The sequence below is a fragment of the Campylobacter sp. genome, from assembly GCF_052169515.1.
GTDB lineage: Bacteria > Campylobacterota > Campylobacteria > Campylobacterales > Campylobacteraceae > Campylobacter_A.
In genome coordinates this window covers 1-19,605 of record NZ_JBQNCH010000026.1, presented here as the reverse complement: position 1 = coordinate 19,605, position 19,605 = coordinate 1, and the positions used below count along the sequence as shown (strand labels likewise).

17 protein-coding genes, 2 tRNA genes and 1 pseudogene are annotated in these 19,605 nt (G+C 39.3%); 18 read left to right on the top strand and 2 right to left on the bottom strand.

What is annotated here, in order from left to right:
- From ACTTKV_RS08645 to ACTTKV_RS08560, 18 genes and pseudogenes are all read left to right on the top strand, one after another.
- Positions 1–786: pseudogene (locus ACTTKV_RS08645) on the top strand (coproporphyrinogen III oxidase family protein); the annotation flags it as partial.
- Positions 786–2,420, top strand: a complete 1,635-nt coding sequence (locus ACTTKV_RS08640; protein ID WP_442550170.1) for a multidrug ABC transporter permease/ATP-binding protein — start codon at positions 786–788, stop codon at positions 2,418–2,420. The pseudogene ACTTKV_RS08645 and the gene ACTTKV_RS08640, both read left to right, overlap by 1 nt.
- Positions 2,421–2,525: 105 nt before the next feature.
- Positions 2,526–2,915 (top strand): NAD(P)H-quinone oxidoreductase subunit 3, encoded by a 390-nt coding sequence (locus ACTTKV_RS08635; RefSeq protein ID WP_442550169.1) that lies wholly within the window; start codon positions 2,526–2,528, stop codon positions 2,913–2,915.
- Positions 2,897–3,409 (top strand): NuoB/complex I 20 kDa subunit family protein, encoded by a 513-nt coding sequence (locus ACTTKV_RS08630; RefSeq protein WP_103579022.1) that lies wholly within the window; start codon positions 2,897–2,899, stop codon positions 3,407–3,409. Before ACTTKV_RS08635 ends, ACTTKV_RS08630 begins: the two co-directional genes overlap by 19 nt.
- Complete coding sequence (locus tag ACTTKV_RS08625) at positions 3,406–4,164, top strand: NADH-quinone oxidoreductase subunit C (protein ID WP_442550168.1); 759 nt, start codon at positions 3,406–3,408, stop codon at positions 4,162–4,164. Before ACTTKV_RS08630 ends, ACTTKV_RS08625 begins: the two co-directional genes overlap by 4 nt.
- On the top strand, positions 4,161–5,390 hold the full coding sequence (nuoD, locus tag ACTTKV_RS08620; RefSeq protein WP_442550167.1) for an NADH dehydrogenase (quinone) subunit D: 1,230 nt from the start codon (positions 4,161–4,163) through the stop codon (positions 5,388–5,390). Before ACTTKV_RS08625 ends, nuoD begins: the two co-directional genes overlap by 4 nt.
- Positions 5,387–5,617, top strand: coding sequence for an NADH-ubiquinone oxidoreductase subunit E family protein (locus ACTTKV_RS08615; RefSeq protein ID WP_442550166.1), 231 nt, complete (start codon positions 5,387–5,389; stop codon positions 5,615–5,617). The genes nuoD and ACTTKV_RS08615 overlap by 4 nt, the downstream gene beginning before the upstream one ends.
- Positions 5,614–6,324 carry a hypothetical protein gene (locus tag ACTTKV_RS08610; RefSeq protein ID WP_442550165.1) on the top strand — a complete coding sequence of 237 codons (711 nt, stop codon included), beginning with the start codon at positions 5,614–5,616 and terminating at the stop codon, positions 6,322–6,324. Before ACTTKV_RS08615 ends, ACTTKV_RS08610 begins: the two co-directional genes overlap by 4 nt.
- Entirely contained in the window at positions 6,321–8,621 is a 2,301-nt protein-coding gene (locus tag ACTTKV_RS08605; protein WP_442550164.1) for an NADH-quinone oxidoreductase subunit G, read from the top strand. The genes ACTTKV_RS08610 and ACTTKV_RS08605 overlap by 4 nt, the downstream gene beginning before the upstream one ends.
- Positions 8,614–9,609, top strand: coding sequence for an NADH-quinone oxidoreductase subunit NuoH (gene nuoH, locus ACTTKV_RS08600; protein WP_442550163.1), 996 nt, complete (start codon positions 8,614–8,616; stop codon positions 9,607–9,609). The genes ACTTKV_RS08605 and nuoH overlap by 8 nt, the downstream gene beginning before the upstream one ends.
- Before the next feature lie 8 nt (positions 9,610–9,617).
- Positions 9,618–10,265 carry an NADH-quinone oxidoreductase subunit NuoI gene (nuoI, locus tag ACTTKV_RS08595; RefSeq protein ID WP_442550162.1) on the top strand — a complete coding sequence of 216 codons (648 nt, stop codon included), beginning with the start codon at positions 9,618–9,620 and terminating at the stop codon, positions 10,263–10,265.
- Positions 10,258–10,794 carry an NADH-quinone oxidoreductase subunit J gene (locus tag ACTTKV_RS08590; RefSeq protein WP_442550161.1) on the top strand — a complete coding sequence of 179 codons (537 nt, stop codon included), beginning with the start codon at positions 10,258–10,260 and terminating at the stop codon, positions 10,792–10,794. The genes nuoI and ACTTKV_RS08590 overlap by 8 nt, the downstream gene beginning before the upstream one ends.
- Positions 10,791–11,093 carry an NADH-quinone oxidoreductase subunit NuoK gene (gene nuoK, locus ACTTKV_RS08585; protein ID WP_442550160.1) on the top strand — a complete coding sequence of 101 codons (303 nt, stop codon included), beginning with the start codon at positions 10,791–10,793 and terminating at the stop codon, positions 11,091–11,093. Before ACTTKV_RS08590 ends, nuoK begins: the two co-directional genes overlap by 4 nt.
- A 3-nt stretch (positions 11,094–11,096) precedes the next feature.
- Positions 11,097–12,935: an NADH-quinone oxidoreductase subunit L gene (gene nuoL, locus ACTTKV_RS08580; RefSeq protein WP_442550159.1), complete on the top strand. Its 1,839-nt coding sequence runs from the start codon at positions 11,097–11,099 to the stop codon at positions 12,933–12,935.
- Positions 12,935–14,446 carry an NADH-quinone oxidoreductase subunit M gene (locus ACTTKV_RS08575; RefSeq protein ID WP_442550158.1) on the top strand — a complete coding sequence of 504 codons (1,512 nt, stop codon included), beginning with the start codon at positions 12,935–12,937 and terminating at the stop codon, positions 14,444–14,446. Before nuoL ends, ACTTKV_RS08575 begins: the two co-directional genes overlap by 1 nt.
- Positions 14,443–15,933, top strand: coding sequence for an NADH-quinone oxidoreductase subunit NuoN (gene nuoN, locus ACTTKV_RS08570; protein WP_442550157.1), 1,491 nt, complete (start codon positions 14,443–14,445; stop codon positions 15,931–15,933). Before ACTTKV_RS08575 ends, nuoN begins: the two co-directional genes overlap by 4 nt.
- A 22-nt stretch (positions 15,934–15,955) precedes the next feature.
- Entirely contained in the window at positions 15,956–18,325 is a 2,370-nt protein-coding gene (locus tag ACTTKV_RS08565; RefSeq protein ID WP_442550156.1) for a tetratricopeptide repeat protein, read from the top strand.
- A gap of 37 nt (positions 18,326–18,362) precedes the next feature.
- On the top strand, positions 18,363–19,091 hold the full coding sequence (locus ACTTKV_RS08560; RefSeq protein ID WP_442550155.1) for a HEAT repeat domain-containing protein: 729 nt from the start codon (positions 18,363–18,365) through the stop codon (positions 19,089–19,091).
- Positions 19,092–19,443: 352 nt separating this feature from the next.
- On the opposite strand, the gene ACTTKV_RS08555 is transcribed toward ACTTKV_RS08560, so the two are convergent.
- Both ACTTKV_RS08555 and ACTTKV_RS08550 read right to left on the bottom strand, forming a co-directional pair.
- Positions 19,444–19,518: transfer RNA gene (locus ACTTKV_RS08555), tRNA-Glu, on the bottom strand.
- Positions 19,519–19,525: 7 nt separating this feature from the next.
- A tRNA-Lys gene (locus ACTTKV_RS08550) sits at positions 19,526–19,601 on the bottom strand.
- Positions 19,602–19,605: the final 4 nt, after the last annotated feature.

Below are 19,605 nucleotides of genomic sequence, written 5' to 3'. Positions count from 1 at the left end.
AGCCTTGATCTCATCTTTAACCTACCAAATCAAACAAAAGAGCAGCTCATAAACGACATAAACGTCTCAAAATCGATCTCTCCGCAGCAGATCACCTTCTATCCGCTTATGAAATCAGAGCTAACGAGAGAGAACATCGCTCGCTCGCTGGGCGTCTCAAACGTCGATAACGAGCGCGAATTTTACGAGATCATCGTGAGCGAATTTGCCAAGGGCGGATATAGACAAAGCAACGCTTGGGCGTTTTCAAATGAAAAAAGCGCAGACCTTCGCGACGAATACGTGGGCTCAAATTTAGAATACGTGGGTGTGGGCAGCGGGGCATTTAGCTTCCTAGACGGCGAGCTCGTGATAAACGCATTTAACCTACTTGACTACGGCAGAAAGGTCAAAGATAGGCAAAGTCCTGTCATCGCAAAATGCTCATTTAGCAAAAAAGAGAGGCTAAAATATACGTTTTTAACAAGGCTTTTTGACGGCGCAGTCGATATCAAAGCCTACAACGAACAAAACGATGCGAACATCAACAAAGACCTATTTGTTGAGCTTAGCTTGCTAAAGCTAGTAAATGCGATCTATGAAGAAAACGGCGTAATAAAGCCGACGTTTTTTGGCAAATACATCTGCGTCGTGCTGATGCGTGATTTTTACGCGGGCATGGACAAGGTGCGCGCGATATTTAAAAACGACGCGAAGATCAAACGCAGCAAAGTGCTTCACATCATGAGCGAAGACACCGAGCAAAAATTTGATCAAAACATCATTCAGCCGCGCGCTGCCATGTAATGCTTGCAAATTTAATAAAAAGCAATCTTTTTTCAATAATCAAAATAGTGATCCTGACGCTTGCTTTTAGCGGACTTGGCGTCTGGACGCTCTCTTTTATCAACAACGAACTTGTAAATTTAAAAGAATTTGACGCTTTTGTGGCGATAAAATTTATAGCTATCTTGATCTTATTTTTCATAAGTGCCATCGCTGCAAATATCTCACTTACAAATTTTGGACATAAATTTATCTACGAGCTTAGATATCAAAGCGTAAAGCAAATTTTAGACACGCCAAATAGCGTGATAAACGAGATCGGCAAGGCAAAGATCATAGCTAGTCTAAACAACGACATAAAGACGATCACATTTGCTTTTATGAGCGCTACCGGCTTCATACAAAGCCTGGTTTTCATCATTTGTGCCAGCTTTTATCTAGCCTACATAGCGCCAAAGGTTTTTATATTTAGCGCCGTTTGGATCGGCGCAACACTCGTTATAAACACGCTTTTGATGAAAAAGATCCACCTTTACTTTAGAGAGTCCAGAACGCAAGATGACGCGCTGCAAAGGCACTACGACGACATCGTTGAGGGGCACAGAGAGCTTAGTCTAAACAGAGTAAGAGCGCAAGTCTGCTTTGATGAGCTAAATTTGACAGGCGATAAGAAGCGACAAAGCATGGTAAAAGCAGACGTCTATCACGCACTAAGTGATAATTTTACCAACGTAATGCTCCTTGGTGCAGTCGGACTTTGCGTATTTTTGTGCGTGGCATTTGGCTGGGCGAGCCTGCAAACGGCGCTTAGCATAAGCCTAACGATACTATTTTTAAGAGGCTCATTTATGAGTATGGTTGGCTCCATACCAGCCGCACTTAGCGCAAAAGTGAGCTTAGAGAAGATAATGAACTTAAATTTAAATGATTTCAAAGCAGGCTTTAAATTTGATGATAGCCTAAGCGATGAGTGGCAAAGTATCAGGCTAAAGGATATAAATTTCAACTACAACCACGGTAAATTTAGCCTAAATGATGTAAATTTAGAGATCAAACGCGGCGAGATAACATTTATCATCGGCAAAAATGGCAGTGGCAAAAGCACGCTTATAAATTTACTTTGTGGCCTTATCCGCCCAAGTAGTGGCGAAATTTACCTTGATAACACAAAGATAGATGAAGCAAATTTACAAAGCTATCAAGCAAAGATAAGTGCTATTTTTGCTGATTTTTATCTGTTTTCGCAAACGCTCTCACATGATGGCTTTGCCAGCCAAAGCGATATAGAGGGGCTCTTGGCTCTGCTTGAGATCGACAAAAAGGTAAGTGTCGTTGATAATAAGCTTAGCACTACGCAGCTCTCAACCGGCCAGAGAAAGCGTCTAAGCCTGCTAATAGCCATTTTAGAGCACAGGTCTATCCTTATACTTGATGAGTGGGCAGCCGATCAAGATCCGCTATTTAAGCGTAAATTTTACAAAGAAATCTTGCCATTTTTACAAAGCAAGGGCATCAGCATCATCGCCGTAAGCCATGATGATAGCTACTTTAACATGGCGACTAGGATCATTTTAGTAAAAGATGGCTTTGTAAAAGAGCTTGATGAGAGCGAGCGAATAAGTGCTGCAAAAGATGCGGTTGAGAAGATAAAATAAGAGAAATTTTTACACAAAATCACAATAGTTCCCCTACTCTTGAGCTATTTCAAGGTCAAATAAATTTAATTTTAGTAGAATCTTAAAAATTAAAAAAGGCAAAGTATGTCACACTCAGAGCTTGAAAGTACCTATTTTGGTGCATTTATCATACTTTTACTAGCGACTTGTTCATTTGGCTTGATAACATTCTTATCCTCAAAAATAAGCAAAAAACTAGCCAATCGAAACACACAGCGACTAAAACTCAGCTTTTACGAGTGTGGTCCAACCACCGTAAAACAGCCAAACAAGATAAATATCCACTATTTTTTTTATGGAATTTTATTTATTTTATTTGATGTTGAGGTTATTTTTATGTATCCATGGGCGGTGGATTTTAGACTACTTGGAGTATTTGGATTTATCGAGATGCTACTTTTTGTGGCGATTTTATTAATTGGCTTTGCTTACGCTTGGCAAAAAGGAGTCTTTAAGTGGCAAAGCATCAGATAAACTACGCTGCAAATGGCGGCCTGCCAGTAGTTTTAACAACGGTTGACAAGCTAGTTCAGTGGGGTAGAAGCAACTCTCTTTGGGCTCTTAGTTATGGACTTGCCTGCTGTGCGATCGAGATGATGGCAAGCGGTGCTAGCAGATATGACTTTGATAGATTTGGCACCATTTTTAGGGCTAGTCCAAGACACTCAGAGGTGATGATAATAGCTGGCACGCTAACTAAAAAACATGCCGAATTTACAAGGCGACTTTATGATCAGATGCCTGAGCCAAAATGGGTTATCTCGATGGGTAGCTGTGCAAATACAGGCGGTATGTTCAACACCTATTCAACCGTTCAAGGCGTAGACCGCATCATACCAGTAGATATCTACATCCCAGGCTGTGCTCCACGCCCAGAGACGCTTCAGTACGCACTTATGATGCTTCAAAAAAAGATAAGAAAACAAAGTGCATTTAGGGCGCAAAAGCCAAGAAAGCTTAAAATATGAGAGAGTATAAGCCAAAAAACGACCTGCAAAAAAAGCAGTATTACAGCGAGAAATTTTACGTCGCCAAGCAGACGCCAAAGGAAGCAGCAAAAGGCTCTAAATTTGACGAAGAGCTAGTGGCTTTAGAGCAAAGTGGTGTGGAAATTTTATCTAGCTATGTTGAGTTTGACCAGCTTGTGATATGTGTAAATTCTAGTGAAAATTTCAAAACTCTTGAGGTGTTAAAAAGCTTTGGCTACGAGCAGCTTTGCGAGCTTGCAGCGGTTGATTATCTAAGCGAGAAAGGCGGATATGAGGTATTTTACCAGCTTCTTAGTATTAGTAAAAATAGACGCGCTCGCGTAAAATGCTTTGTAAAAAATGACGAAATACTAAAAAGCGTTTGCGAGCTTTATAAAAGCGCAAACTGGGCTGAGCGCGAGATGTATGATCTAAGCGGCGTTTTGATAAAAGAGCATCCAAATTTAAAGCGCATCATCATGCCTGATGACTGGCACTCACACCCACTCTTAAAGAGCTATCCGCTAGTGGGCGACGAGGCTGCTAAATGGTATGAGGTGGATAAAATTTTTGGAAGTGAGTTTAGAGAGCAGATCGGCGAAGAGAACCGCGATCCAGCCTACGTGGATGAGAAAGATACATTTGGATTTTCAAGGGTCTTTAATGAAGAGTACGAGTATCAAGAAGAAAGCGGCGTGAAATTTGTCAAAAAGGCTAAATTTAACGAGAGCCAAATAGTAAAGGAAAGACCTTGAGCCAGGCACCAAACCGCTTAAAACCATTTTTTGAAAATTTAGAATTTGAGCAAAATGATGGCAAGATGATACTAAATTTTGGCCCACAGCACCCAAGCGCACATGGACAGCTTAAGCTTGTTCTTGAACTCGATGGCGAAAAGGTCGTTCGCGCTATGCCAGAGGTTGGCTTCATGCACCGAGGCGTTGAAAAAATGGCTGAAAATATGACCTATCAGGAATTTATACCAGTGACTGACAGGGTGGACTACATAGCATCGAGTGCCAATAACTACGCATTTTGCGCGGCTGTGGAGAAGCTTTGTGGTATCGAAGTGCCTCGCCGTGCGCAGATTATTAGAGTGATGCTTTTAGAGCTAAACCGCATTAGCTCGCACCTTTTGTTTTTAGCCACGCACGCCCTTGATGTTGGGGCTATGAGCGTATTTTTATACGCATTTAGAGAGCGCGAATACGCCCTTGATCTTATAGAAAAATACTGCGGTGCAAGGCTAACACATAGCTCGATAAGGATCGGTGGCGTACCGCTTGACCTACCAGATGGTTGGTGCGAAGAGCTACTTACATTTTGCGAGAAATTTCCAAAAGATATCACGCTTTATGAAAATTTACTAAGCGAAAATAGAATTTGGCAAGCAAGGCTAGTGGATGTTGGTGTCATTAGCAAAGAGCTAGCCCTTAGTAGTGGCTGCTCTGGCGTCATGCTAAGAGCAAGCGGAGTCGCAAGAGATATCAGAAAAGAAGAGCCTTACCTCATCTACGACGAGCTAGAATTTATCGTGCCATACGCTAATGAGGGCGATTGCTACGCGAGATATCTACTTTATATGAAAGAGATGCGTGAGTGTGTGAAAATTTTAAAGCAGTGCGTTAGCAAGTATCAAACCAGCAGCCCTGCCATCATCGCTGACGCACCAGAATATGTGAGTGCTTCAAAAGAGCAGATCATGACTCAAAACTACTCGCTCATGCAGCATTTTGTGCTGATCACGCAAGGGCTAAAACCCCCAAAAGGTGAAATTTACTTCGCTAGCGAGTCACCAAAGGGCGAGCTTGGAATTTATATAAACTCAGACGGCAGCGCAAGCCCTTACCGCCTAAAAATTCGTACGCCAAGCTTTTGGCACTGCGCTATTTACGAGGATTTACTAGTAGGACAGTATGTCGCTGACGTTGCTACGATCATAGGTAGCACAAATATCATATTAGGCGAGGTCGACAGATGAGAAGGGTTGATCTTAGACATTTAAAGGGTGAGTTTTTAAGTGCTCTTGGTCAGCAAATAAAGGCGAGCGAGGCTGGCGAGGTGGTTATCTTTTTATTTGAGATAGGTGATTTTGGCAGCGTAAAAGCGGCTTTAAATTTAGCTTATAATCTAAACTGTGAGATAATGAACTCACTTAAATTTAACCAAGTTGATTGGGCAATAACGATAAAAAAGGGCAAGATATGAAATTTAATGATTTAATAGCAGGCAAGAGCCTAAGCATCGCAAATTTACTAAGCTTGAGCGATAAAAATTTAGCAAAAAAGATAAAAGAACATGAGTTTAAATATATTTCATGTTTTGAAGATAGCGAGCTTGGAAGTGAAAATTTAATCCGCTGTGAAATAGGCTCGATAAGCTACGTCCTAGCACTTCTTTGCAAATACGCAAATTTAGTGCAAGATGAGTTTTTTGATGAGCTTGATGATGGGCTCATAAGCGGCGAGTGCAATGTCGGCGAAGAGGAGTTTGAGGAGCTTGGCGAGTGGATAAAGGATGCTAAAAATATAATAATTGATGACTCGCTTTTTACTCATCCGGACAAAGACGCAATCTTTTGGCTGCTTGAAATTTTAGATAAAAATATAGTTTTAGCAGGCGACAAGACAGATGAGTTTAATGATTACAGCAAAGTAGACGAGCTAAGAGAACTTGAAAATTTTGACGGAGCAGTCGTTTATCTAAACAAAAACGCAAGTGACGAGATCGTGGGTGGCGTGCAGTTTGGTATAGTAGCAAAAGCAAAAGATGGTGATATTTTGCAAATAAAGGCAAAAGACTTTAGTGTGGAGGCTAAATTTAGTCTAGATCCATCACTAAAAGGCACTGTTGCGATACTAGGCACCAAAGAATTTAATGGATACGCATTTAAACAAGTAATAATTAGCAAATGAAAATAACCATAAACGATCAAATCATAGAAGCAAACGAAGGAGAAAGCATCCTAAATATAGCAAGAGCAAATGATATCTACATCCCCGCATTTTGCTATCTTAGTGGCTGCTCGCCAACGCTTGCGTGCAGGCTCTGTATGGTCGAAGCAAACGGCAAAGTGGTCTATAGCTGCAACGCCAAAGCCAAAGAGGATATGCAAATTTACACAAACACGCCAGAAATTATTGCTGAGCGAAACGCAATCATGCAGACATACTGTGTCAATCACCCGCTTCAATGCGGTGTTTGCGATAAAAGCGGCGAGTGTGAGCTACAAAATTTAGCTACAAGACTAAAAGTAAAAGAGCAAAAATTTGCCATAGAAGACACGCACAAGCCACACAAAAAATGGGGGCTTATAAACTACGATCCAGCCCTTTGCGTAGTCTGTGAAAGGTGTATTACAGTCTGTAAAGATAAGATCGGCGAGAGCGCACTAAAAACAGTGCCAAGAGGTGTAGAAGTACCAAAAGAGCTAAAAGATAGCATGCCAAAAGATGCTTATGCGGTCTTTAGCAAGATGCAAAAGAGCCTTATCGCTCCAAGTGCTAGCGAAAATTTAGAGTGCTCATTTTGTGGCGAGTGTATCAGCGTTTGCCCTGTTGGCGCACTTGTTAGCTCAAATTTCCAGTATAGCTCAAATGTCTGGGAACTAAGCACTATTCCAGCGGCAAATCCGCACCAAAGCGACTGTGAGCTAATTTATTATGACGTAAAAGAAAAGAGCACTAGCGATAGAAGTAAGCAAATTTATAGGGTTAGCAACGATTTTCATTTTGGCGAGATAAGTGGCGCAGCTAGGTTTGGCTATGACTTTCACAACGAGCTCGCCTGTAAAAATGAAGAGAAATTTGATGAGATTGTCTTAAATTTTAAAAATGGCACCATAAAAAATATAAAATTTAACAGCTTCATTACAAACGAAGAGGCTCTTATTTTAGAGTGTTTAAGAGAAGAATTTGATCTAAATTTGCTAAACGATGAGGCATTAAGCTATCAAAAATTTTTAACCAAATTTAGCGAATTTAGCGGCCTTAGCTCATATAATGCAGACTATGACGATATTAAAAATAGCGACTTTATAATCGCAGCTGGAAGCTTTTTAAGGCACGAGAGCCCGGTAACAAGCTACAAGCTAAATAACGCCCTAAAAATGAACAAGGCGGCTGGAATTTACTTTCATCACATTGAGGATAAAGTAGTTAAAAAATACTCTAAAAATTTTGTCTGCATAACGCACAAACCTGGCAAATTAGAGCAAATTTTACTTTTTGTCTTGAAAAATTGGGGTGAAAATTTACCAAAAAAGCTTAGTGAAAGGCTAGCAAATTTTGATGAAAATTTTGGCTTAGACATATCTGCTTTAAGCGAAGGCAAGAGCAAATTTACGCTTATATTAGGAAGCGATTTTTATACAGACAAAAATGCAAATTTACTGGCCGCACTTGCTGGAATAATAGCAACATCCACGCCATTTCGTGTGATGCTCATACCTCCTCGCACAAACTCGCTTGGGGTGGCTAAAATTTGCACTCTATCAAGCGAGAAAAAGCCTGGCAAGACACTAGGTTATAACGAAAATGGTGATTTTAAATTTAGCATTTTTGAAGGCGATCTTGACGCAGCAGCACTAAATCAGCAAGAGGGCACATTTACAAACATAAACAACGACGTAGTGCCTACAAATGTGGCGATACCACACAAAGGATATTTTTTAAACAACATCGCAAACGCACTTGGACTAATAGCTGAAAATACAATAGATTACACACCACTTTTGCCAAAAGAAAAAGGATATAAAGGCATTAAATTTGATGATTTAGAAAATTTTTACGCAAATGACGGCACAAGCAAGCGTGGCTATAAGCTAGAAATTTTAAATTTCATACCAAACAATGATATAGAGCCACTTTTAAAAGATAGCGAGAATATAAATTTAAAAGACGACGAGGCACTTATAAGTCTTGCAAATCCCATAAATTTGCCATCGTTTTTTGCAAACTACGCCAGCCAAACCGCAAAACGCGCGAAGCTTTACGCAAGTAGCGAGTTTATGGCTAAATTTGAAATTTCACAAAATGAAGCGGTTATTTTAGAAAAAGATGGGCGCAAGCTTGCCATTTGCGTAGAGCTTGATAGTGAGCTTGATGGCTTAGCAGCATACTTGGGTGACTATGACGACAAGCTTGATCTTAGTCTTATTTTTAATGGTAAAAACTACGTTGCGGTAAAAATTTTAAAGGCGAGCGATGAGTGATATATTATTTTTCATACTAACTACTATCATTAAAGCTGTCGTAATTTTAGCTGTTATGTCGAGCCTTGCAGGGCTTGCGACCTATGCTGAGAGAAAAGTGCTAGCCTACATGCAACGCCGCGTGGGACCTGATATGGTAGGGCCTGCTGGAGTGCTTCAGATCGTAGCTGACATGATAAAACTCTTTACAAAGGAGGATATTGTCCCAGCAAATGCAAATAAATTTATCTTTCTAATAGCGCCTCTCATCTCTGCTATCGCGGCATTTGCAGCACTAGCGCCCGTGCCATTTTTACCTGAGTTTGAAATTTTTGGCCGGACGGTACGTCCAATCTTAGCTGATGTAAACGTAGGTATTTTATATATTGCTGGCGTAGCTTCGGTTTGCGTATTTTCGCCACTTGCAGCAGGTCTTGCTAGCTACAATAAATTTGCACTAATTAGTGCAGCTCGTGCGGTCGTATCACTTCTTAGCTTTGAAGTAGTTGCTGGCATGGCGCTTTTAAGCGTCGTGATGGTAACTAGCTCACTCTCGCTTGTAGATATAAACAACTATCAAAAAGGCATATTTAACTGGCTTATTTTTAAACAACCAATCGCCTTTTTACTATTTTTAATGGCTAGTTTTGTAGAGTGCAACAGAACGCCATTTTGTCTAACAGAAAACGAAACCGAGATCGTGGCAGGGTATGGTACCGAGTATAGTGGGATGAGATGGGCGATGTTTTTTATCGGCGAATACACAAATATGATCGCAGCAAGCATCATTATCACGCTTTTGTTCCTAGGAGGATTTAACGAATTTTTATTTATCCCAGGTGGGGTAATGATCATCTTAAAATCAAGCGTCGTATTTTTCTTTTTCCTTTGGACAAGGGCTTCGTGGCCACATTTAAGGGTTGATCAGCTAAGTATGCTTTGCTGGAAAGTATTGCTTCCAATTGGTATATTAAATATCGTAATTACCGGCTTTATACTGCTATTTTAAGGTAGAAAATGAGTGAGAAAAAATATATTTTAATAGATAAAAAAATAAAACCAAAAAGTGCTTTTGATAAATTTAAAAATTTTGTTGTAGCTACTTTTAAACCAGATCTTTTTATCGGTCTAAAAATCACTATAAATCAAATGCTCTTTAGCAAGTCGCATACTTTAAAATATCCTATGCAAAAGATGCAGTTAAATGCTAGATACAGAGGTATTCACAGACTTTTAAAATTTGTAGAGAGCGAGAGTGAGCGCTGCATAGGATGTGGGCTTTGTGAAAAAATTTGCGTTAGCAACTGTATCTCGATGAAAACTTCACTTGGTGAAGATGGACGCAAAAAGGTCGCAAGCTACACTATAAATTTAAGCAGATGCGTTTACTGCGGATTTTGTGCTGATGTCTGCCCTGAGCTTGCCATAGTTTGCGGCACGGAGTATGAGGTCGCAAGTGAACATAGAGCTATTTTTGGCACGAAAGATGAGTTTTTAACAAAAGATAAATTTTTAAAAGATCAAAGCGAATTTGAGGGCTATGGCGCACTTGGTAAAAATTCTGACAGCTTGGTCAAAAAGACGCCAAATGCATTTATAAGCGAGAGTGAAAATGAGACAAATTTTATGAGCGATATAAATTTACAAAGGCCAAAAGATGTATGAGAGCTTTGCATTTTATCTTTTTAGTGCCTTGATTTTGGTGAGCTTTTCTTTTAGCGTATTTTGTAAAAACGCATTAAATGCGGTCTCAGCTTTAGCTGCTGGCATGGTCTTTATCTCGGCTATATTTTTCTTGCTTGGAGCGGAGTTTTTGGGTGTAGTGCAGATAATAGTCTACACAGGTGCCGTGGTCGTTTTATACGCATTTGCAATGATGTTTTTTGATAGCAGCAAAGAGTGTGAACCAAAAAGTAGCAAAAGGGCAAAGATTATTGTCTATCTTTTAAGTAGCTTTGTAGCGCTGCTTTTGATATTTATATTTTTAGCGCCTATTTATAGCGTTAAGCTTGAGGGTTTAAATCCAGTGGTTAGTGAGCTTGGCAATATCGAGGCTATTGGAATTTTACTTTTTAGCAGGTATTTGATCGCTTTTGAGATGTGTGCCGTAATGCTTCTTGTCGCAATGGTTGCTGGCATCATCTTGATACACAAAGATATGAATAGCCAAAGTGGCCTAGAGGAGATGCTATGATAGGCCTTACACACTACCTCATCCTAGCAAGCCTAGTCTTTGTCATAGGGCTAATTGGCATAATGCGAAGAAGAAATTTGATCATGCTATTTTTTTCAAGTGAAATTTTACTAAACTCAGCAAACATTGCTCTGGCTGCTATTTCAAAGTATTACTTTGACCTAACAGGTCAGATAGTTGCATTTTTTATAGTGGCTATCGCTGCTAGCGAGGTCGCCGTGGGACTAGGGCTACTCGTGCTTTGGTACAAAAAGACTGGTAGCAGCAGCCTAGAGACGATGACAAATATGAAAGGCTAAGGGATGATTTTATTTTTTATTTCGCTATTTTTTCCGCTGCTTAGCTTTATCGTTTCTGGACTTTTTTCACATAGCAGTAAAAATTTACTAATTGGTGTTTTTTGCTCACTTCTCATGATTATTAGCACAACCGCTTCACTTATGCTAGCAGCCAGTCTTGGCATAGATGAACCGCTAAATTTATCACTAAAAGAGTTTATAAATTTTGGTGGCCTGGATTTAAATTTTGGCTTCTATCTTGACGCCATTAGCCTTGTTATGCTTAGCACTGTGGGTGTGGTAGCTAGTGTAGTGAATATATATTCCATTGGCTACATGAAAGATGACGCAAGCTTTAACCGCTTTTTTAGCTACTTGGGGCTCTTTGTATTTTGCATGAACGTACTTGTATCAAGTGATAACTTCATAGGGCTATTTATCGGCTGGGAGGGTGTTGGACTTTGCTCGTGGCTACTCATTGGCTTTTGGTATAAAAGAGCTAGTGCAAATATCGCTGCAAACGAAGCCTTTATAATGAATAGAGTCGCTGACCTTGCGATGCTTGTTGGCATTTTTTATATATTTTATAGCTTTGGCTCACTTAAATTTAGTGAGGTTTTTAACGCTAGAAGCGACCTTTCTGGGCTAAATTTAGGCATCATTGCAACACTTCTTTTTATAGGCGCCATGGGTAAAAGCGCACAGTTTCCATTTCACACCTGGCTTGCAAACGCTATGGAGGGGCCAACTCCAGTTTCTGCACTCATCCACGCTGCGACCATGGTAACAGCTGGCGTCTATCTAGTGATACGTTCAAATTTCATCTTTACAAATGTGTCAGAAGTCTCGCACTTTATAGCCTGCCTTGGCGCTTTTGTGGCGATATTTGCCGCTAGCATTGCACTAGTACATAACGACCTTAAAAAAATAGTCGCCTACTCGACGCTTTCGCAGCTTGGATATATGTTTGTAGCTGCTGGTCTTGGCGCTTATAAGATCGCACTTTTTCACCTTGTCACGCATGCATTTTTCAAATCGCTTCTATTTTTATGCGCTGGCAACGTTATGCACGCGATGAACGACGAGCTAGATATCAAAAAAATGGGCGGACTATATAAATTTATGAAGCCAACTGCACTCCTTTCTATCATCGCGAGCTGCGCACTGGCTGGCTTTTATCCATTTGCTGGATTTTTCTCGAAGGATAAAATTTTAGAGGTTGCATTTAGTGAGAATCAAATTTTGTGGGTTATTTTGCTATTTGGTGCAATGCTTACGGCATTTTATAGCTTTAGACTCGTTATGCTTGTATTTTTTGCAAAACCAAAGAGCGAGAAACATGCACATGAAGCCAAAAACTACATGCTAATTGGCATGGCAGCACTTGGTGTACTCTCGATCATTAGCGGCTTTTTTTGGAGCAACTTTAGTGGGTTTTTAGAAAAAAGCTTAAAAGATTTTCCGCTAAATTTATCTCACAGCAGCGAAATTATTTTACTTATTTTAACACTTAGTCTAGTGCTAGCAAGCGCTGGCTTTGCACTATTTGCCTATAAAAAAGAAATTTTTAAAGAGAGTATTTGTGAGAGCAGAATTTATAAAATTTTACAAAATGCCTACTTTATCCCAAAATTTTATGAGAAATTTTTCATAAATGGCTACACAAAGCTATCTCAAATTTGTAAAAAATTTGACGAGATAATAATAGATAAGAGCGTCGATCTAGTCGCACTCACCTTTACTAAATTTGCACTTTTAGCAAACAAAATGCAAAGCGGTGATTTAAGCATCATGCTTAGGTTTATGGTCGCAGGATTTGCCTTACTTTTAAGCTTTATATTTTTATTAAACGGAGCCAAATAATGCTAAGTGTCATCATATTTTTCCCAGCAATTAGCGCCGTGCTTGGCTTTTTGATAGAAAATAAAAGCATCAAATTTTACGGAGCAAGCATCGCTCTTATCGAGCTTTTGTTGGCCATTTTTGTCTGTTTTAATGTTGATTTTAAAGGCTATGAGTTCGTGCTCATGCATCAAATTTCGCTAATATCAAGCCTAAACATCAGCTATTTTGTAGGCATTGACGCTATTTCGCTGCTTCTTATCGTGCTTAGTGCATTTATGAGCTTTATCTCGCTCACCGCACTTAGTGATGATGGAAATTTAAAACACCTTGTTATTAGCGTACTCTTTTTAGAGACCACGATGATGGGCGTCTTTAGCGCACTTGATATGATCTTGTTTTACAGCTTTTGGGAGCTTAGCCTCATACCGCTACTTTACATCATCGGTGCATTTGGCAGTAAGAATAGAATTTATGCTGCGATTAAATTTTTCATCTATACATTTTTAGGCTCTGTCTTTATGCTAGTGGCGATCATCTTTATCGGCTATTTGTACTATCAAAAAAGTGGCGCATTTAGCTTTAGCTTGCTTGACTGGTACAAGCTTGGTATTGGACAAAATGCTCAAATTTGGCTATTTTTAGCATTTTTCTTCGCCTTTGGCGTGAAAACTCCGCTATTTCCATTTCACACGTGGCTGCCTTATGCACACGGACAGGCTCCTACGATCGGCTCGGTGCTGCTTGCCAGCGTGCTTTTAAAGATGGGTACTTATGGTTTTGTGAGATTTTCACTTCCACTATTTCCAGACGCTAGCCTACTTTTAAGCGGCGCTGTTTGCGTCATAGCCATTATCATGACCATCTACGCAGCCCTCGTTGCCTACGCTCAAAGCGACATGAAGCAAGTGATCGCATATAGCTCGATCTCGCACATGGGCGTCATCATACTTGGCATTTTTTCACTAAACTTAATAGGCCTTGGCGGCTCAATATTTTTAATGATAAGCCACGGTATCGTAAGTGGCGCGCTATTTTTGCTAGTTGGCGTCATCTATGAGAGGACTCACACAAAAGAAATTTGCAAATTTGGTGGCCTTGCTAAGGTCATACCAAAGTATGCGCTCATATTTTTTATAGCGAACCTTGCTAGCATTGGCCTACCGCTAACGATCGGCTTTGTGGGCGAGTTTTTAAGCCTACTTGGCGTCTTTAAACTAAATAAGCTCTTTGCGCTACTTGGTGGCTTTAGTATCATCGTGGGCGCTGTTTATATGCTGGTACTTTACAAAAGGGTCTTTTTTGGCGAGTGCAAGGAGAAAAATTTGAGCCTAAAAGATCTAAATTTTAAAGAGTTAGCCGCTCTTGTACCACTTTGCTTGCTTATCATCGCTCTTGGTATCGCACCAAATTTGATACTAAAGCCACTTGAGCCAAGCGTGCAAAATATCATAAACAAAATGCAAAACAGGGCAATAGATAGCGGCACAAAGGATAAAATTTTATCCCTAAATGATAGGAGCAAACTATGAATGAAATAGCCCTTTTAGATATAAAAGAGATATCTCTTGCTTCGATCGCCCCGATGCTTAGCATGCTAGTTTTTGCATTTTTTATATTAATTGTTGGAACTATAAAAAAAGATCTCTCAAGAAATTTCTACTGTATTTTTTGCATCATCGCTATATTTGTAAATTTGGGTCTTATATTAGATTTTAATGGTCTTAGCCTTAGCTTTTGGGATATGCTTTTGGTTGATGGAATTTCTATCATCTCACAAGTCATCATCCTCATCGCTTCAGCCCTTTTCATACCGCTCGCACTCAGCACAAAAGAGTATTTTGAGTATAAAATTTACGAGTATTACGCACTATTTTTGTTTATGATCGCAGGATTTTTATTTATGGTGAGCTCAAGCAACCTGCTCATTATATTTTTGGGCCTTGAGATCAGCTCGCTTTGCCTCTACACGCTTATTGCCCTTCACAACAAGGCAAAAAGTGTCGAAGCAGCGATCAAGTATTTTGCTATGGGCTCACTTTCGGCTGGCTTTTTTGCGATGGCAATCGCGATGTTTTATCTAGCTACAAATTCTATCGATATCACGCGAATTGGCGTAGTGATAAACGATCTTAGCTTAAATCAAAACTTAATCATCCTGCTTGGCTGCGTTTTCATCGCCTCAGCCATTGGCTTTAAACTCTCACTCATACCATTTCACACATGGATACCAGACGTTTACGAGGGCTCAAATGCCCCACTAGCAGGCTATATGTCGATCGTGCCAAAGGTAGCGGCATTTATCGTCGCACTTCGCGTCTTTGCCATGCTTGAAGCCTCGCAAATTTCGTGGATAAAAGACCTGCTTTACATCATCGCCGTGCTTACGATGAGCCTTGCAAATATAATGGCTCTAGTGCAAAAAGACGTAAAAAGGATGCTCGCCTTTAGCTCAATAGCCCACGCTGGCGTCGTGCTTTGTGCCCTTGTGGCAAATTCTCACGAGGCAAATGTCGCCTTGTTTTTCTACTGGATCATGTTTTTGTTTGCAAATTTGGGCGCATTTTCTATGCTCTGGGTGGCAAGGTGCGACGATGTAGTCTGCTGGGATAAGCGCTTTAAACATCCATTTGAGAAATTTTCAGGGCTTATTAAAATTTTACCAAGCTATGCCGTGATAATGGGAATTTTTATGATAGCCCTTGCTGGCATTCCACCTTTTAGTGTATTTTGGGGCAAAATGGTACTTGTAGCGTCGCTCATAAAGGCTGACTACGTCGTACTTAGCGTCATTATCATGGTAAACTCAGCCATTGCTATCTACTACTACCTAAAGCTCATTGTCTTTATGTTTTTAAAAGAGCCTATCGTGCAGGATAAAAACCTCTACACTGCAAACGTCTCAATGGCACTAAAGGTAATAGTTGGCATCGCAGTGGCCGGAACGGCCTTTTCGTTTTTATTTTCTGGAGCGATTTTGGAATTTATTGGGCATTTTGTCTTTGCTTCAGGATTTTAGAAAATTTAACTATAATGGCGGCATGAAAAAGCTCTTAATCATTTTATTTTTACCGCTTTATCTAACTGCTTTTAGTCTTAGTCTAAACAGCGGCGCAAATGGCAATAAACCTTACAGCGTCCTACAGCTAAGTGATGAGCAAGAATTTGAATGTGTGGAGCAAATTTTAGCCTATGATACAAAGCGTTATGTCTGCATGCTTGATGATGGAATTTTACCTAATGTCGAGGATACTACACTGCCTTTGATGGATATAAAATACAAAAAACAAGATGGCAAGCTCTTTATCGTGATCATGCCAAAAGCACCATCAAAGTTACTAAACGTCCAGACCGAGCTTTACAGTAATCCAAGCGTGCAAGACACGCCAAAAACCAGCATCTCAAAGCACTTTAGCATCATTATCGACACCTCTTTGGTAGAGAGTAGCAAAAAGAGATCTGGGCTAAACTTCGCCCCTGACTTTAAAGATATGCTAAGTCCCAGCATCGGGGCACTAGACCTCAATAAAGCTCCTATTACCGGACTAGATAGCAACGATATAGATATCTATATAAATATAAAAAGAGCTTACGAAAAAGGTGCTTTTGAAAGCGTAGTAAAAGATACTCAAACTGCTATAAAAAGACACCCAAAGAGTCTTTTTTCCAGCGAATTTTTACTTTACAGATTAAGAGCACTTGATAAAATTTTTGAAACAAAAAGCGAGCTTGAAGAGCTTGAGCCAAAAGATATTGTAAATGAAGGCAGAGTTTGGATCAGAAAATTTCCATCTGACGAAAACTACCCAGAGGTGCTATATCTAATCGCCAGAGCCTATCTAAAAGACAGCATTGCAAGTGATGCGAAATATATGCTTGATATCCTAAACGAAGAACACGCAAACTCAAAATTTACAAAACTTGCAACGCTTGATTATGCTGATTATCTTTACAAAATAGGCAGACAAAAAGAGGCGCTAAGCGACTATGAAAAGGTGCTTTACTCAACAAATGATATAGACCTTGCAAGTAGAGCAGCGCTGAGTTTGGCGGATGCGAATATCGATAAAGAAAAATTTGACGAAGCAAAGAAATTTGTACTAAAAATCGCAAATGCAAATGAAAAATTTTTTATGAACAACCCAACAAAATCGATGAACCTAGCATCTACATTTGCCAGCAAAGATATACCTGATGTAGCCGCTAGAATATATGAGATACTAATAAACAATAGCGATAGAACAAAAGATTTTTATGAAGTTGCATTAAAAAATTTAGCACTAAATCTAGCTAAAACAAAAGATGAAAAAAAGGCGTACGAGTACTTAAACCGGTACGAGACAGAGTTTAAATATGGCGATTATATCGATGAAGTCACCAAGGCAAAAGATGGTTTATTTTTTGAAGAAGAGGACAAAAACTCTACCGCACTTCACACTAGATATAAAGAGCTCATCGAGAAATATGCTGGCACAAATATTAGCCAAAAAGCACTTATTAGCAAGCTTGAGCTTGATCTAAAAGAGCGTAAATTTGCCGATGCACTAACTTATAAGACATTAGCACAAGATCAAAATTTAAGCAAAGCGATTGAGCTGGTAAATGAGGCTGCGCTTGAACTTGCAAAAGAGTATTTTATAAAAGATGACTGTACGGCCGTTGTAAATTTACTTGAAAACTACGATATAAATAAAATCTCACTACCACAGTTTAAGCTTTTTAACTGCTACTTTAGAACGGCTCGCTACAACGATGCACTTGAGCTAGCAAAAGCTCACGTAAAGGATGAAAACTTAGAAGATAGAGTCGAGTGGCTGGTAAATTTGAGCAAAATTTTATATAAAAACAAGGACTATGAGCATGCGATCATTGCAGCAAATGATGCACTTTCACTTGGTTCATCAGTTGAATACTCAGACCCAACGCCATCACTTTTTGATAGATTTTACTCTCTACTTGCACTAAAACGCTTTACTGAAGCGGTCTCAACTATTAGCGCGATTGAGCAGCTAAGGGGACAAGATTTTAAGATCATCGAAGCATACATGGCAATAAGCGACTATGCGATAAAGAGTAACGACTACGCCATCGCTACAACATACGCCAAAAAGGCACTTGAGCTACAAACCAAAACAAAGATAAATACATTTTCGCCAAAGTTAAATTTTAACTACTCAGAGGCTTCTTTAAAAACTGATAATATTGACGAGGCGCTTGATGAGGCAAAATTTATACTAAATATGAAACTTGGGCCAGATGACCGCTTGCATGCTTTAAATTTAATAAGCGAAATTTATATTAGGCAAAAGCAGTTTAAATTAGCCAAACCTTATTTAAAAGAGTGTGCTGACTCAAATTTTACGAGTCCATACAAAGATGCTTGCAAAGCCAAACTTGAGATGATAAAGTAAAAATCCTTAGCCATAACTAGCCAGCAGGAGAAATTTGGTGTCAAATTTAAAAGATCTACAAAAAGAGTATTTGGAGCTAGAAAAAGAGAATTTCCCAGATGGCAAAAGGATTAAATTTATCGCTGCTTTAGGTGTTAGCGACGAGATAGCATATCATTATGAGCTCATCTGCAAAGAGTGGCAAGAGGAAAGACAGCTAAATTTAGAGAGTAGCTTTGATAGACATGGAAGTGCTGGGATAGAGTTTTTATTTGAGCAGCTAGCCAAGATGGATAATCAAAAAATAAGAATAGAGACTATCTATCTTATAGCGCAAGTTCTCTCTAAGTCTAAAAATAGAGACTTTTATGCGGCGTTTTGTGACCGCTTAACCGCGTACATACTTTCTCTCGCGGATGCGGATAATGCCCTTAATCGCAAACTTATAATAGCTTTAGGGTGGGTAGGCGCATCAGAGAAAATAGATATTTTGACAAGCGAAATGCTAGACAACAAAGATAGTCTTTGTAAGGCATGGTCGGCAGCTAGCCTCATGCAAATGTCCTTTCACCGAGTCAAACAAGAGATATTACGTATCAAAACAAAAAGCGCATTTGTTCAAAGCATTTCAGCCGAAAAAGATCTGTACGCTTGCGGGCTCATGGTAGAAGCAGCCCAAATTTTATTTGGCAAAAAATGGATATCATCTACCGCAGTTGAAAACCAAAATGAAGAAAAAATAGAAAAAGCTAGGAAATCGGCTATAAAATTTTTAAGCAAGTATTAAATTATATAAACAAATTTCATGTTGGCATATATAAGACAGGCATTTGTAGTCACAAAAATTTATTTCATTTTATGAATTTAAAAATTACAATGAACAGATAAGTCCAATAACATCATAAAACCTTCAATCTAAATTTATCACACTCTGTAGTCCAAATCTACTCCATTCTCTTTTATGTTAAAAATAACTTTTAATCTGATAAATTTTGTAAAAAAATTGTTATGTTCAAAGAAATTTTTCTTTCAGTACATTAAAATAGCTAATTTTACTATACAAACAATAAGTTTAGCTAACCGTTTAATAGGCAAAAATTTTGATTGAATTTATAAGAGAAGCTCTATTTTAATAAAAATGGTGACCCATACGAGACTCGAACTCGTGTTACCAACGTGAGAGGCTGGTGTCCTAACCGCTAGACGAATGGGCCAAAAAAATGGTGCCCCGTGTAGGTCTCGAACCTACGACCCCATCATTAAGAGTGATATGCTCTACCAACTGAGCTAACGAGGCAAAT

What these genes read in the sequence shown, in the direction of transcription:
- ACTTKV_RS08640 (WP_442550170.1), top strand. Translation starts at nt 786, where the DNA reads ATGCTTGCAAATTTAATAAAAAGCAATCTTTTTTCAATAATCAAAATA.
- ACTTKV_RS08635 (WP_442550169.1), top strand. Translation starts at nt 2,526, where the DNA reads ATGTCACACTCAGAGCTTGAAAGTACCTATTTTGGTGCATTTATCATA.
- ACTTKV_RS08625 (WP_442550168.1), top strand. Translation starts at nt 3,406, where the DNA reads ATGAGAGAGTATAAGCCAAAAAACGACCTGCAAAAAAAGCAGTATTAC.
- ACTTKV_RS08615 (WP_442550166.1), top strand. Translation starts at nt 5,387, where the DNA reads ATGAGAAGGGTTGATCTTAGACATTTAAAGGGTGAGTTTTTAAGTGCT.
- ACTTKV_RS08610 (WP_442550165.1), top strand. Translation starts at nt 5,614, where the DNA reads ATGAAATTTAATGATTTAATAGCAGGCAAGAGCCTAAGCATCGCAAAT.
- ACTTKV_RS08605 (WP_442550164.1), top strand. Translation starts at nt 6,321, where the DNA reads ATGAAAATAACCATAAACGATCAAATCATAGAAGCAAACGAAGGAGAA.
- nuoH (WP_442550163.1), top strand. Translation starts at nt 8,614, where the DNA reads ATGAGTGATATATTATTTTTCATACTAACTACTATCATTAAAGCTGTC.
- nuoI (WP_442550162.1), top strand. Translation starts at nt 9,618, where the DNA reads ATGAGTGAGAAAAAATATATTTTAATAGATAAAAAAATAAAACCAAAA.
- ACTTKV_RS08590 (WP_442550161.1), top strand. Translation starts at nt 10,258, where the DNA reads ATGTATGAGAGCTTTGCATTTTATCTTTTTAGTGCCTTGATTTTGGTG.
- nuoK (WP_442550160.1), top strand. Translation starts at nt 10,791, where the DNA reads ATGATAGGCCTTACACACTACCTCATCCTAGCAAGCCTAGTCTTTGTC.
- nuoL (WP_442550159.1), top strand. Translation starts at nt 11,097, where the DNA reads ATGATTTTATTTTTTATTTCGCTATTTTTTCCGCTGCTTAGCTTTATC.
- ACTTKV_RS08575 (WP_442550158.1), top strand. Translation starts at nt 12,935, where the DNA reads ATGCTAAGTGTCATCATATTTTTCCCAGCAATTAGCGCCGTGCTTGGC.
- nuoN (WP_442550157.1), top strand. Translation starts at nt 14,443, where the DNA reads ATGAATGAAATAGCCCTTTTAGATATAAAAGAGATATCTCTTGCTTCG.
- ACTTKV_RS08565 (WP_442550156.1), top strand. Translation starts at nt 15,956, where the DNA reads ATGAAAAAGCTCTTAATCATTTTATTTTTACCGCTTTATCTAACTGCT.